A 12,981-nucleotide genomic window follows, 5' to 3' on the forward strand; every position below is an offset into this window, starting at 1 on the left:
TCCAATGGAGAATCCTTCCGCATCGTGCACGGCCGGCTTGCGGGATTCTGCTGCGAGGTCTGGGATCGGGGTCGATCGCGCCGAGGCCGTTCAGGATCTGACATCAAGGGCGACCCGGGCACTGACCCTTCGGGCGGATCGAGGATCGGGATGGCCGGGTGAAGGTGATGCAGAATCCTTCCGCATCGACCGCGACATGGGACTCGACCGCGTGGATCGAGGATCGAGATGACCGGATCAGGGTGATGCAGGATTCTTCCGGATCGAGCGCGGCCGGGCCGCGGTCTGGGACTGGGCCCGAGCGCAGCTCGCACTGGACCTCAGGGAGTGGGCTCTCTCCTCGGTCGGGCAGGCGAAGCCCGATCAGGGTTCTGCCGGGAGGTCAAGCGGCGCCATGCAAGATCCAGCATCAGCGGAAGCCGCCGCCGCTTGACCTCTCGGCAGGTTCCTGATTGCCTCCGGGGACCGACCGAGGAGAGAGCACACCCCCGCAACCTCACCACCCCGAACTCCAGCCCGCCCCACCAACGCCAGCACCCCACAGACCCCGGCATCTCTCTCCGAGAGAAGGGCCCGCGCCGGAGGCGAAATCTTGAAACCCCAGCCCTCCCCGCCAACGCAACGGGTGGGCGGGTGGAAGCAAACCCGGGCGACGCGAAGCGGCCGCCCGCAGCCAGACGACCACCTCGACCCGACCGGCCACCACCTCCCACCAACACTCAGTCGATCATCAAATCGCTCTAGAGAGCGCTCGGCGCGGGCGATATCGGTGCCTCGCGGTTGGCGGCAAGGCCGTCGAGCAGCAGCGAGATCAGGCGCGAGGCGAGTTGCCGTTCGTCTTCGTGGCCGGTGATCAGAGTGACGCCGCCCAGTGCCATCAAGACGTCAGCCGACGAGATGTCCGGGCGCAAGGCGCCCGTGACGACGCCCGCATGGAGCAGTTCGTCCACCGCGCCGCTGAGAACTTCGCGGCTGTGCGCCCGTAGTCCCTCACGGCTCGCCAGGATCTTCGGCAGCGCATCGGCCATGCCCCGCTTGGTGAGCATGTAGTCGACGAACCGCTCCATCCACGCCTGGAACGCCGCGACCGGGGGATGCTCGGCGAGCAGGAGGGAGGCGGATTCGCACAACAGCGCGGTCTCGTTCCGGTATGTGGCCTCAATGAGGTCCTCCCGCGCCGGGAAACGGCGGTAGAGCGTGCCGATCCCGACCCCGGCCTCGGCCGCGATCGCCTTGAGTGAGGTGTCCGCGCCATCGCGCGCGAACGCATGCGCCGCCACTTCGAGCAGCCGCTCCTGGTTCGCTTGCGCGTCGGCGCGCAGCGATCGATTCATGACCCTCTCCTTTCGGCGAAGTGTTACCAGGTCTGTTCGGAGGCGCGAACGAGCATCTCGTTGACAGCGACCCGACGGTCGCGGGTGACGATGTAGTTCACCGCGTCGGCGATGTCGCCGGGACGCAGCATTTCCATATCCTTGGTCTGCGTCTCGACCGCCTGGCGGACTCCTTCGCGCAGGTGAGAGCTGAGCTCGGTGTCGACGGTGCCCGGCTCGACGACGCTGACGCGCACCCGCTTGGGCACGAGTTCCTGACGCAGTGCCTCGGTGAAACCGTTGACGCCGTACTTGGTCAGGTTGTAGACGGCGGTATTGGGGCGGGCCACGCGTCCGGCGGTGGAACTGATGTTGACCAGGTCTGCGACGCCGCGCGGCGAGTCCTCGGCCGCCTTGAGCAGGTGAGGCACCGCGGCGCGGGTGACATAGAGCAGGCCCTGGATATTGACCTGCAGCATCGCGTCCCAGTCCTCGGTCGACGCGTCCGCGACCGGGGCGATGTACATGAGGCCGGCGTTGTTGACCACTGTGTCGAGGCGGCCGAGTTCGGTGACGACTCGGCTGACGGCCTTCTCAGCCTGCTGTTGGTCGGTGATGTCGGCCTCGACGACGAGGGCGGTGCCGCCGTCGGCGCGGATGGCGCCGGCCAGTTCCTCCAGCCGCTCGCGGCGGCGGGCGAGCAGCGCGACGCTCGCGCCCTCGGCGGACAGGCTGCGCGCGGTCGCCGCGCCGATGCCGCTGCTGGCGCCGGTCACCAGAGCCACGGTGCCTTCGAGTCGTTTGGTCACGATTCATGCAACTTTCTTAGTAGGCATACCGCGATGCAAGCATGTGCTCTGAGATGGCAGAGGAGGGGGAGCGGCGGCGGTGACGAAGCTGGACGGGTCCGTTGCCGCAGGTGAGCCGTCTGTCGGCGGTCACCAGGGGCTTGGGTGCGGCTCGGGTTCATATCCGGAGCCAGGTCCGCTTAGCTGCTCTCAGCATAACCGGATTCGGCTCCGCTTTGCAAGGCGCGTGCCCGGGTCGGTCGGCGTCGCGCCGCACCACGAGGCCGGCATGGCCTCCGGGGCGACCGACGTGGATGGGTGCGCGACACGCGCGCTCAGCTTCGGATCCGGCATGGGCGGCAGCGGCGTGCGGCTATCGGCGGCGTTTGAGGAAGGCCACGAGGGCGAGAACAGCCAGGAAGAGGACGAAAATCAGTGAGCCGGTCACGACCGCGGTGTCGCTGTACTGCGGCACCGGGCCGGTCACGGCGGCGCGAAAGGGTACGGCGGCCACGATCCGATCGTCCGCTCAATTGTTCGTCGTGTCGATGTGGGCGGCTGCCCTCCTGCAACGCTAGCGACGCGCCGGCCCGCGAGCGGCCGAATGGGTGCTGGGAGCCCGTCACCGGCGTTGATATTTCGCAAGGAACAATCGGGCGCCTTGAGGCTCCGCCTGACCGAGGCCGCTTCCGCGACCGCGCGGCCCCGCCCCGGTGATCTAAGGACGCGCAGCTCAGCGACACTCTGCGCGCGCTGAGCCGCGGACACGCGGCGGGATGGCGCGGCGCTAAAGGTCCGTATGTGCGGCTCGGCGTGGTCGCTAGCATCGTCGCAGATGGGGCCGCTGCCGGTGGCCGCACGTGCACGGAAGGGAAGTCGAGCTGTGGCCTCTTCCGGGCAGTTCCCCTCGCGCGGGGTGTGGCACCGGCCGCGGTTGCGGGTGGTCGACGTGGTGGTCTTCGCCGGCGTGCTGGCGCTGCTGTTCACGCTCGTGCGGCTCGCGCCGGCGCTCGACGCGCCGTTTCTTCCCTCGACCGCGCCCAGCCGGGTCTCGACCGACCCGGTGAACCTGCCGTACTACGCCGTGCGCTCGCTGCTGCGGATGTTCGCCGGGCTGGTGCTGGCGGTCGCCTTCACGTTCGCCTACGCCACGGCTGCGGCTCGACTGCCGCGCGCGGAGAAGGTGCTCGTCCCACTTCTCGACATCCTCCAGTCCGTGCCGGTCCTCGGGTTCCTGACCGTGACGGTAACGGCGTTCATCAGCCTCTTCCCCGGCTCCGAGCTGGGGCTGGAGTGCGCCTCCGTCTTCGCGATCTTCACCTCCATGGCGTGGAACCTGACCTTCGCGTTCTACCACTCGCTCATCTCCCAGCCGCGCGACCTGGACGAAGCCGCGCGGATCATGCGGTTGACCAAGTGGCAGCGGTTCTGGCGGTTGGACGTGCCCGGCGGGATGATCCCGCTGGTCTGGAACGGGATGATGAGCTTCGGCGGAGCCTGGTTCTTCCTGGCCGCTTCCGAGGCGATCAGCGTGCTCGGCCACACCTACGCGCTGCCCGGCATCGGCGCCTACGTCGCCGCGGCCATGGCGCAGGGCTCGCTCGGCCGGGTCGGGATCGCCATCGGCGTGATGATCGCCATGGTGATCGTGGTCAATGTCCTGTTCTGGCGGCCGATGGTGGCCTGGGCTGAGCGCTTCCGCGCCGAGGAGTCCACGGCTGCCGAACGCCCGCGCAGCGTCACGCTCGATCTGCTGCGCCGGTCTTCGCTGCCCGACCTGGTCACGCGCCCGGCCAAGCGGGTCGGGCGGGTACTGACCAAGGCCACGCGCCCGCTGGGCCTGGCCGAGCATCCTCTGCATCGCACCGCGGGACGGCGGCGCGCCGGCGACGTGTTCTTCGCGAGTGCGGTCACCGCCGTGGTGGTCTTCGGCGCCTGGCGCGCGCTGTCCTACGTCCACGCCCAAACCGGGCTGGGTGCTTTCGGGCACGCTTTCGCCCTCGGCGGCGCGACCTTCGTGCGGGTGCTGATCCTGCTGGTGATCGCCTCGGTGATCTGGGTGCCGATCGGGGTGTGGATCGGGATGAATCCGAGGGTCTCCCGTCTCGCCCAGCCGGTCGTCCAGGTCCTCGCCTCGTTTCCCGCCAACTTCCTGTTCCCGTTCGCGGTGGCGTTCTTCGTCGCCGCCGGCATCAGTCTGGACTACGGCGGGATCCTGCTGATGGCGCTCGGCGCGCAGTGGTACATCCTGTTCAACGTCATCGCCGGGGCCTGCGCGATCCCGAGCGACCTGCGCGAGGCGATGCGCGCGATGGGCGTGAGCGGCAGGCTCCGGTGGCGGCGCTTCATTCTCCCGGCGGTCTTCCCCGCGTATGTCACCGGCGGGATCACCGCGGCCGGCGGGGCGTGGAACGCCTCGATCGTCGCCGAGGTCGTCGACTACGGCAACCACCACCTGACCGCGACGGGCCTGGGCGCCTATATCGCCCAGGCCGCCCGCGTCGGCGACTTCCCCGAAGTGCTGATCGGCGTGGCGGTCATGAGTGTGTACGTGGTGGGACTCAACAGACTGGTATGGCGGCGGCTGTACCGCCTGGCCGAAACGAGGTACGCACTGTGAACACCACCGATCTGGCGCTCGCGCCCCGCTCCGGCGGGCACGGTCCTGCCGCACCCGGCCCGGTGGTCATCGAGGCGGACGCGGTCACGATGACGTTCACCAACCCGGACGGACACGCCTTGCCGGTACTCGACGGCGTCTCGCTCACCCTCCACGAGGGCGAGATCGTCGCGCTGCTCGGCAAATCCGGCTCCGGCAAGTCCACTCTGCTGCGCTGTATCGCGGGACTGATCGCACCGTCCTGCGGCACCATCACCTACCGGGGCACCGAACTCAACGGGGCCAATCCTGGGACCGCGATGGTCTTCCAGTCCTTCGCCCTGCTGCCCTGGCTCACCGTCCAGCAGAACGTGGAACTCGCGATGCAGGCCCGCGACGTGCCGGAGAAGGATCTGGCCCCGCGCGCGCTGCGTGCCATCGACCTGATCGGGCTGGACGGATTCGAGTCCGCCTACCCCAAGGAGCTGTCCGGCGGCATGCGCCAGCGCGTCGGGTTCGCCCGCGCCCTGGTCGTCGAACCCGATGCGCTGCTGATGGACGAACCCTTCTCCGCCCTCGACGTGCTCACGGCCTCGAACCTGCGCGGCGAGCTGACCCGGCTGTGGGAGGGCCGGGAGTTCCCGGTGAAATCGGTGCTGATCGTGACCCACAACATCGAAGAAGCCGTCCAGCTCGCGGACCGGATCCTGGTCCTGTCCTCCAACCCCGGGCGGATCATGGCCGAGCTCACGGTCGAGCTGCCCCGACCCCGCGATCGGCGCGACCCGCGGTTCGACGCCCTGGTCGAGACCGTCTACGGCATCCTGACCGGCCGTGAGGAACAGGCCCGGTCCGCCGCCGCCGTCGGCAGCTCCCGCCCCGCGGCCACGCCCACCCCCTCCGAGCTGCCGCTGCCCGACGTCTCCGCGGGCGGGCTGTCCGGTCTGCTCGAGATCCTCGCCGCCCGCGGCGGGGAGAGCGGGCTCGCCGAGCTCGCCGTGGACCTCAACTTCGAGATCGACGACCTGCTGCCGCTGGTGGACGCGGCCGAGATGCTCGGCATGGCCGAGGTCGCCGATGCCCGCATCCACCTGACCGACGCCGGACGTGCCTACGCCGCCGCCGACATCGACACCGGCAAGCAGCTGTTCGCCGTTGCCGCGGCATCCCGGGCACCACTGATCGGCGCGATCGTCAAGGCTCTGAGCGCTACCGATGACGGTTCGCTGCGCGAAGGGTTCTTCCTCGACCTGCTCAGGCGCGGCTTCTCCACCGAAGACGCCCGCCGCCAGCTGGACACCGCCGTCGACTGGGGCCGCTACGCCGAACTGTTCGAATACGACGCCGAATACGGCGAACTCGTGCTCGAGAGCGCGGCGCCCACAGCTGGAACCGGTAGCCCAGACCGGTTTCGGTGATCAGTTGCCGAGGCCCGCCGGGTTCGAGCTCGAGCTTCTTGTGCAGCCGGGCCATAGAGAAGCGCAGATTCCCGGTTTCCCGCGCGGACTGCGCGCGCCAGACGTCTTGCAGGATCTTGCCGTTCGGCACCACGCGGCCGGGATTGCGCGCGAGTACTTCGATCACGGCGCATTCGGTCTTGGTCAGGTGCACGGCGCCCGGTGCGCTCTGCGGTGTTTCGGGAGTGCGCACGATGGTCCTGGCGATCAGGTCAACCTGGTGACTGCGCACGATGACCTCGAAACCGACGGTGCGCTGATCCTCGGCCCGCCGGGGCAGAGCCCTGATCCGCGCGATGAGCTCTTCCATGACGAAGGGCTGGAATGGTAGTCGTCCGCGCCGGCGTCGAGCGCGGTGACCGTCGGTAGGAGCCAGCAACACCTCGTACCCTGGTCGGCGTTCTGGGGGGTGCCCCTATGTTCTTCGTCAAGTCAGCGGGCCGGTTTTCTACCTGGTGTAGGCAGCCGCGACGGGCGTTCGCCGACGTGCCAGTTCGCGCTGGGACGGCACTGTGCGGCAGATCTCTGGCAGGCTTGTCGGATGCGTCCAGAACCCGGTCAGGTCTTGCACTTCTCCGAAGATCCGATGATCGCTCGGTTCGCTCCGCACGTCGCGGCCACCGCGCAACAGGCCGAGTCCTATGTCTGGGCTGTGGACTGGCGCAATGCCCCGTCCTACTGGTTTCCCAGGCAGTGCCCGCGGGCCATGGCCTGGGCTACCGCGCGGAGCAGCGACGAGGACCGCACGCTGATCCTCGGGCCCGGTGGCGGCGAACGGGTGCACGCCGTCGAATACGGCTGGCTGGAGGCGATGCGCACGGTCAAGCTCTACGCCTACCGCTTCGACGCCGCGCGCTTTCGCCCCTTCGGCACTCCGGCCGAGCCGCATGCCTGGGTCAGTGAGCAGTCCGTGCTCCCGCTCGGCCCTGCGGAACCGGTCGGCGATCTGTTCGCCCTACTCGAGGAAGCGGACATTCAGCTCAGGGTGCTGCCCAACCTCTGGCCGTTCTGGAACGCGGTGGTCTCCAGCACCCTCGGCTTCAGCGGCATCCGGCTGCGCAATGCCAAGCCGCAGGATCAGCGGGTCTAGCCATCGACCAACTCTGTCGCCGCGCCCGGATCAGAGCCCTTTGCCTGGGTGACTTCGGGGCGATCTCAAGCATTCGTGACGGTGCGGGGCCGGCAGGCATGAGCCTTTGGGTGCCTTGTCGGGCGTCACGCCGTGCGGGGCGTGTAGAACGCGCCGTCGCGGAGTATGGCGTGTAGGACGTTGATGCGTCTGCGGGCGAGGCGGATGATTGCTTGGGTGTGGGTTTTGCCTGCGGCGCGGTGTTTGTCGTAGTAGGCGCGGGAGTCGGGGTCGGCCAGGGCGGCGAAGGCGGAGAGGAACATGGCGCGTTTGAGCTGTCGGTTTCCGCGTCTGGGTGCGTGTTCGCCGCGGATGGAGCTGCCGGAGGACTTGGTGACCGGGGCAAGTCCTGCGTAGGAGGCGAGGTGGTCGGCGGTGGGGAAGGTGGCGGCGTCGCCGACGGTGGTCAGGATGGTGGCGGAGGTCCTGACCCCGATGCCGGGCATTGAGATCAGGAGCGGGGAAAGAGGGTGGGCCTCCAGCAGGGCACTGAGCTGTCCCTCGAGCGTGCGGCGTTGGGCGAGGATCTCGGTCAGCTGGCGGGCGAGGGATGGGATGAAGGCGGCGTCGCGGGCGTCGGTCTTGGCCTCGCCCTCGTAGAGGTCCGCGGCGCGGCGCATGGCCAGGCCGGGCAGGTAGGCGACCTGGCAGCCGGCGTCTCGGGCGACGGTCAGCGGAAGGGCGCCGATGTTCGCGGGCCGATCGACGATCACCAGGACGGTGCCGAACCTTCGTCAGCAGCTTCTCGAACAGGGCGCGCAGCTTCGGCTCGGCGTTCGGCAGGCGCTTGTCGTAGACGGTCTTGCCGGCCGGGGTCAGCCCGTGGGCGTGGTGTCCGCCCTTGCCCACTTCCAGGCCGAGGAAGACTCCGATGTCGCGGGTGTCGTACACGTTCGCTGCTCTCTACCCTCTTGCGTGTGTCCCTGGCCTCGACCAATGCACCGCAGCCGGCAACCACGTTACACAGGCCGCCCCGAGGTAACGCCCGGCGTTGCACCGGGCGCGGGATGCGGACCAGGCCCCTTATAGCGGTCAGGCAGTGCTCCAAGCCCGGTGGCAACACCCCCCCAGGCCATACGAACTGCAGGGGGAAGACAGCCATGCCGCGCCCGGAGGCCAGGTGCCCCCGTTGCGGGGACTCGTAAAAGGTAACGGGAGGATGTAGGGCTCTACGTCGGAGCCGGACTCGGTGACCGCGTCCGCAGCGACCTGTGAAGCGGTGACGGTGGCGCCGTCGACGCAGTCGAACGCGGCCATGTTTGTGCGCATGGCGGTGATCAGCGTGGTCAGGGTGGCGTTGTTCGGGCCCAGGTTGTTGCTGCCGGATGCGGTGTAGGTGCAGCCGTCGGCGAGCTGGATGGTGAAGCCGCCGGCGGTGGAGTCGATGGCGAAGGTCGGGCGGGGCTGGAAGACTTGTCGATCGGGTCGGCGTATCCGGTGACGTCGTCGGTGAGCAGGCCAGTGCGGCTGGAGGTCAGTTCGCTCGTGCGGCACCTGACGCCGTGTTGACGATTGATGTGGCTGACATGCGCAGATCTGCGACAGGCCCTTGCGTTGCCCGTGGCACCTCCTCACTCTGATGTAGTGGCTATGGGGGGCACATCCCGACGTTTTGCGTTTTCGCGGCCGGCATGGCGCTTGTCGGCGGCCGGCCTGTGCATCGCCGCCGCGGCGACTGCGGGCGTGATGTCGCGGCATTCTGCGGTCGGTCCACAGCAGGACTCGGCGCACCGCGGCGTGGTTCTCGTGTCGACGCGGTCTGAGGGAGCCCTGAGTGGCGGCGGCACGATGTACAGCGACCGTGACGCAACCGGAATCGTGGTCAGCACCGACGGCGAGATCCTGACGAACAATCACGCGATCAGCGGTGCGACCAGCGTGACCGTGACCGATCCAGCCAGTGGAAAGCGATACCGCGGCACCGTAGCCGGCTACTCGGTAGCCGAAGATCTCGCCGTCATCCAGCTCGCCGACGCCTCGGATCTCATCCCCGCACCGCTCGGAGATTCCCGATACGTCCATCCCGGGCAGCGTGTGACGGCCGTCGGCAACGCGAACGGGAGCGGCCGCTTGATCGACACCGCCGGCTCCGTCCTCGCCATCGGACAGGCCGCGACTCTGGATGCGGGCCTGCAATCAGAGTCACTCAAAGGCCTGATCGTCCACGGTGCAGACGTCGTCGCCGGCGATTCCGGTGGCCCGCTGCTGGACCCGAACAGCCAGGTCGTCGGGAGCTTACGACTCCTAACAACTTGAGGCTGCAGGTGGGCGGTGGCTGCCATGGTTGGGCCGTGCACGACGGTTCAGGTGGTGGTGCGGTTCGGCTTGTCCTCGGTGCGTTGCGCCAGTGGGCGGTAGAGCTCGGGGCGGCGGAATCGCATCCACCACTGGCCGACCGAGGCGGAGACCAGATTCAGGTCGAGATCCGCGGTGACCATGTCGTCGGTGATGGCTGCGGTTTCGGCGATGATCCGGCCGTAGGGGTCGAGGAGCATCGCGTTGCCGGTGCGTACCTCGTCGTCGTCGCGGCCGACCCCGTTGCTGAACACGATGAACATTCCGTTGTCGTGGGCCCGTGCCGGCAGGCAGCGCACGAGCCACTCGCGCCCGTGCGTCCCGCGGAACGCGTCCTCGACCGCGCGGGGGTCGGCCGCGCGGTTCTCCCATACCGATACCGGGATCGGGGCCTCGCCGAACGGGATCATCGAGTGCGTGCCGCCGGTCTGGTGCGGTGCCAGCAGGATCTGCGCGCCGAGCAGCGCGGTCGCCCGCACGTTTTCCACGATGTTGTTGTCGAGGCAGATCAGCACCCCGAGTCGCACACCCCACGGCGTGTCGAAGACCGTGTAGGCGCTGCCGTTGGAGATGCCGTCGTATCCGGAAGCGTGCAGTTTGCGGTGGATGTGCACGGCGCCGTCCGGCAGGCAGACCGCGTAGGAGTTGAACAGCCAGCCGTCGCGCTCGGTGATCAGCCCGACGCCGATGCCCATGCGCAGCCGCTGCGCCAGTGCGCTGACGCGGGCAATCGACGGGCCGTCTTCGGGCTCCGCGAGTGCGCGCAGGTATTCGGGCGAGCGCCGTGCCAGGTGTCTGTTGCCGACCAGGCACAGCTCGGGGAACGCGATGAGTTGTACTGCGTCGTCGGCGGCGGAACGGGCGAAGTGCTCGACGCGCTCGAAGTTGTATTCGTCCGCGCCGGGACGCGGCTCGAACTGGACGGTTGCGACTCGGATCATCATGGGTCCCATCGAACCGGCGCCAGTTCGATGCGTCCAATGAATGCTAGAGCCGATTCGATAAGCTCTGGGAATGGAAGATCGGCTGTTGAGGGCGTTCGTGGCGGTGGCCGACCACGGAAACTACGGTGCGGCTGCCCGGGCACTGGCGGTGACCCAGCCTGCGCTCACCAAGCAGATCCAGGCACTCGAGTCTCGTGTCGGCGGCACGCTGCTGCGGCGTGGGCGGCACGGCGCCGTGCCCACGGCGCTGGGCAGGGCGCTACTCCCCGACGCTCGCGACGCCGTCGAGCGGCTCGATGCCTTCACCCTCCGGGCGCACCGGCTGACCGCGGGCGGGACGGAGCGGCTTGCCGTCGGTTTCGGCCTGTCGACGATCGAGATCGCCCCGCGCACTGTGGCGGAGTTCCGGCGCCGCCGCCCCGGCGTCCGGGTCGCGCTGGACGACCTGTCCTCGGCAGTCCAGCTCGATCGTTTGCGGCGAGGGGAGTTGGATGCCGGCTTCGTCCGTCTCCCGGTCGACCAGGACGTGTCCGTCCTCGAACTCGGCGATGACGGACTGATGCTGGCGATCCCCGAGGGCGTCGACCCATGCCCGGGAGTGGAGACGCTGATCAGAGAGCTGGGGCTGATCTACCTGACCCGCTCCGGGAATCCCGGCTTTGTGGCACTGACCGACAACTACCTTGAGGCCGTCGGTCTGCGGCCGCGGATCCTGCAACGCGCCGGGGACATCCAGACCGTGTTGGCTCTGGTGACCGCGGGCATCGGCGCGGCACTCGTCTCAGCTCGTGCCGGCACCATCAGACCGGGACTGCGCCTGCTGCCTGTCGGCCATCCCGCCGCTCGTTGGCGGATCGCTCTGGCGTGGGTTCAGCGCGATCCGTCCCCGACGCTGGTCGCGTTCATCGAGTCCGCCAGGGACATCGCGGGCAACAATCTCCAGCTATAGGAGCAGCCTCATGACCTTAGGGTTGGAGATCCGCCACCCTCTCCCGAGCCCACCCGACGAGTGACTGGCACACAACCACCTGGCGGATTTCACTCGGGCCGCCGAGGTCATGGGCGGGGAATGACGAGCTGTGGGCGCGGCTCGAGCCGCTGCTACCCGTCATCGTGCGCAGGCAGCGTCATCCCGGACGCAAGCGCCTGGACGACCGCAAGGCGCTCTACGGGATCCTCTGTTCGTGCTCTGCACCGGGATCCGCTGGGAGTTCCTGCCCCAGGAGTTGGGCTTCGGATCCGGAATGACGTGTCGGCGCAGGTTGCGCGAGTGGACAACGCCGGTGTCTGGCAGCAGCTACACGAACTGCTGCTCGCCGAGTACTCGTCGAGGCACGCGGCATTGGACGTAACCCGGTGCGGTCGTGTCAAGGCCCGCCCTCAATCCTCTGGCAGGGTGCGGGGATGGCCGAAGCGGGCGAGCAGGCCCGGGCCGGTGAAGCGGGTGAGTGCCTGGATCCGGTCTCCGCGCAGGGTCAGGACGATGAGGCCGTTGGCCCGCCAGATCGGCGCGTGCGGGTCGGGGAGGTAGAGCATCAGGGCCGGCTGGCCGTTGGCCCGGGCGGGGAGGAATCTGAGCTCGAGCCCCACGTGCGACTGCAGGAAACGGGCGATCGGCCAGGGCCCGATGTGCTCGTCGGGCTCCGGGGGCATCGTCAGCCTGGCGTCCTCGGTCAGCAGGGAAACCAGTTCGTCCAGGTCGAAGCGTTGGAATGCGCTGACGAACCGGTCGACGACGGCGGCCTCGGCCGTTGACCTGGGCAGGGGCACCTCGTTCGGGCGCTGGTCGGGCGGGATCGCGGCACGGGCCCGGATCAGCGCGCTGTTGACGGCGGCCGGCGTGGTGCCGAGGATGCCCGCGGCCTCGGACGCGGGGAAGCCGAGCACGTCTCGGAGCACCAGGACCGCGCGCTGCTGAGGCGGCAGGTGTTGGAGGCCCGCCACGAACGACAGCGCGATCGACTCCCGGGCGTCGTAGCGGGCCTCGGGGCCGGGAACCAGATCGTCCGGATCCCCGGGGTAGGGCTCGAGCCACCACGGCTCGGCGGACCACTCCCGCCCCGGCCGACGCGGGCCGTGCTCGGGCTGACCCGCCGGCTGCGGGCGACGGGACTCGCCGCGCAGGTAGTTGAGGCAGCGGTTGGTCGCGATCCGGTACAGCCACGCCCGCAGCGAGCGGCCGTCGAAGCGCTCGATCGAACGCCATGCCGCCAACAGGGCCTCCTGAAGCACGTCCTCGGCGTCCTGGACTGATCCGAGAATCCGGTAGCAGTGCGCCTGCAACTCGCGGCGGTGGGGATCGACGAGTTCGCGGAAGGCCTCGCCGTCCCCGGCCTGTGCGAGAGCGAGGGTCGCCTCGGTCATGGTGAGATCCGTCCTTTCGTCCGGCCGCCTGGAATACGGGCCCTGAACATGCAACACCGGCGGCGGGCGCGATTCATCGCCCTGCGTCGGTG

At 68.8% G+C, this 12,981-nt stretch carries 11 protein-coding genes and 3 pseudogenes; 6 read left to right on the forward strand and 8 right to left on the reverse strand.

Features of this window, described 5'->3' with window-relative positions; translation table 11 throughout:
* Positions 1–740: 740 nt before the first annotated feature.
* The 3 genes from ACTRO_RS02395 to ACTRO_RS48540 form a co-directional block, all read right to left on the reverse strand.
* Positions 741–1,334 carry a TetR/AcrR family transcriptional regulator gene (locus tag ACTRO_RS02395; RefSeq protein ID WP_034260826.1) on the reverse strand — a complete coding sequence of 198 codons (594 nt, stop codon included), beginning with the start codon at positions 1,332–1,334 and terminating at the stop codon, positions 741–743.
* Positions 1,335–1,357: 23 nt separating this feature from the next.
* Entirely contained in the window at positions 1,358–2,122 is a 765-nt protein-coding gene (locus tag ACTRO_RS02400) for an SDR family NAD(P)-dependent oxidoreductase (RefSeq protein WP_034260828.1), read from the reverse strand.
* A 352-nt stretch (positions 2,123–2,474) separates the two neighbouring features.
* Positions 2,475–2,615 (reverse strand): hypothetical protein, encoded by a 141-nt coding sequence (locus ACTRO_RS48540; protein WP_157435661.1) that lies wholly within the window; start codon positions 2,613–2,615, stop codon positions 2,475–2,477.
* A gap of 369 nt (positions 2,616–2,984) precedes the next feature.
* Here ACTRO_RS48540 and ACTRO_RS02405 point away from each other — a divergent pair, with 369 nt between their 5' ends.
* Positions 2,985–4,721, forward strand: coding sequence for an ABC transporter permease (locus tag ACTRO_RS02405; RefSeq protein WP_034260831.1), 1,737 nt, complete (start codon positions 2,985–2,987; stop codon positions 4,719–4,721).
* Positions 4,722–4,810: 89 nt separating this feature from the next.
* On the forward strand, positions 4,811–6,118 hold the full coding sequence (locus tag ACTRO_RS02410; protein WP_342673741.1) for an ABC transporter ATP-binding protein: 1,308 nt from the start codon (positions 4,811–4,813) through the stop codon (positions 6,116–6,118).
* Positions 6,119–6,149: 31 nt separating this feature from the next.
* On the opposite strand, the pseudogene ACTRO_RS51275 reads toward ACTRO_RS02410, so the two are convergent.
* Positions 6,150–6,467, reverse strand: a pseudogene (locus ACTRO_RS51275) (winged helix-turn-helix domain-containing protein); the annotation flags it as partial.
* A gap of 231 nt (positions 6,468–6,698) precedes the next feature.
* On the opposite strand from ACTRO_RS51275, the gene ACTRO_RS02420 reads away from it, so the two are divergent.
* Complete coding sequence (locus tag ACTRO_RS02420) at positions 6,699–7,247, forward strand: DUF6886 family protein (protein ID WP_034260836.1); 549 nt, start codon at positions 6,699–6,701, stop codon at positions 7,245–7,247.
* 125 nt (positions 7,248–7,372) lie between these two features.
* Here ACTRO_RS02420 and ACTRO_RS44735 read toward each other — a convergent pair.
* Together ACTRO_RS44735 and ACTRO_RS46685 are read right to left on the reverse strand one after the other, a co-directional pair.
* A pseudogene (locus ACTRO_RS44735) lies at positions 7,373–8,177 on the reverse strand (IS110 family transposase).
* Between the two features lie 141 nt (positions 8,178–8,318).
* Positions 8,319–8,780: a potassium-transporting ATPase subunit C gene (locus tag ACTRO_RS46685; RefSeq protein ID WP_169739799.1), complete on the reverse strand. Its 462-nt coding sequence runs from the start codon at positions 8,778–8,780 to the stop codon at positions 8,319–8,321.
* Between the two features lie 96 nt (positions 8,781–8,876).
* Here ACTRO_RS46685 and ACTRO_RS45105 point away from each other — a divergent pair, with 96 nt between their 5' ends.
* Complete coding sequence (locus ACTRO_RS45105; RefSeq protein ID WP_169739800.1) at positions 8,877–9,542, forward strand: S1C family serine protease; 666 nt, start codon at positions 8,877–8,879, stop codon at positions 9,540–9,542.
* Between the two features lie 47 nt (positions 9,543–9,589).
* On the opposite strand, the gene ACTRO_RS02435 is transcribed toward ACTRO_RS45105, so the two are convergent.
* Complete coding sequence (locus ACTRO_RS02435) at positions 9,590–10,522, reverse strand: nitrilase-related carbon-nitrogen hydrolase (RefSeq protein ID WP_051452275.1); 933 nt, start codon at positions 10,520–10,522, stop codon at positions 9,590–9,592.
* 73 nt (positions 10,523–10,595) lie between these two features.
* Between ACTRO_RS02435 and ACTRO_RS02440 the strand changes: the two genes are divergently transcribed.
* Positions 10,596–11,474 carry a LysR family transcriptional regulator gene (locus ACTRO_RS02440; RefSeq protein ID WP_034260840.1) on the forward strand — a complete coding sequence of 293 codons (879 nt, stop codon included), beginning with the start codon at positions 10,596–10,598 and terminating at the stop codon, positions 11,472–11,474.
* Positions 11,475–11,560: 86 nt separating this feature from the next.
* Positions 11,561–11,882: pseudogene (locus ACTRO_RS49390) on the forward strand (transposase); the annotation flags it as partial.
* A 23-nt stretch (positions 11,883–11,905) separates the two neighbouring features.
* Here the strand turns inward: ACTRO_RS49390 and ACTRO_RS02445 are convergent.
* Positions 11,906–12,889, reverse strand: coding sequence for an RNA polymerase subunit sigma-70 (locus ACTRO_RS02445; protein WP_034260842.1), 984 nt, complete (start codon positions 12,887–12,889; stop codon positions 11,906–11,908).
* Positions 12,890–12,981: the final 92 nt, after the last annotated feature.

The sequence above is a fragment of the Actinospica robiniae DSM 44927 genome (genome assembly GCF_000504285.1).
Classification (GTDB): Bacteria; Actinomycetota; Actinomycetes; order Streptomycetales; family Catenulisporaceae; genus Actinospica; species Actinospica robiniae.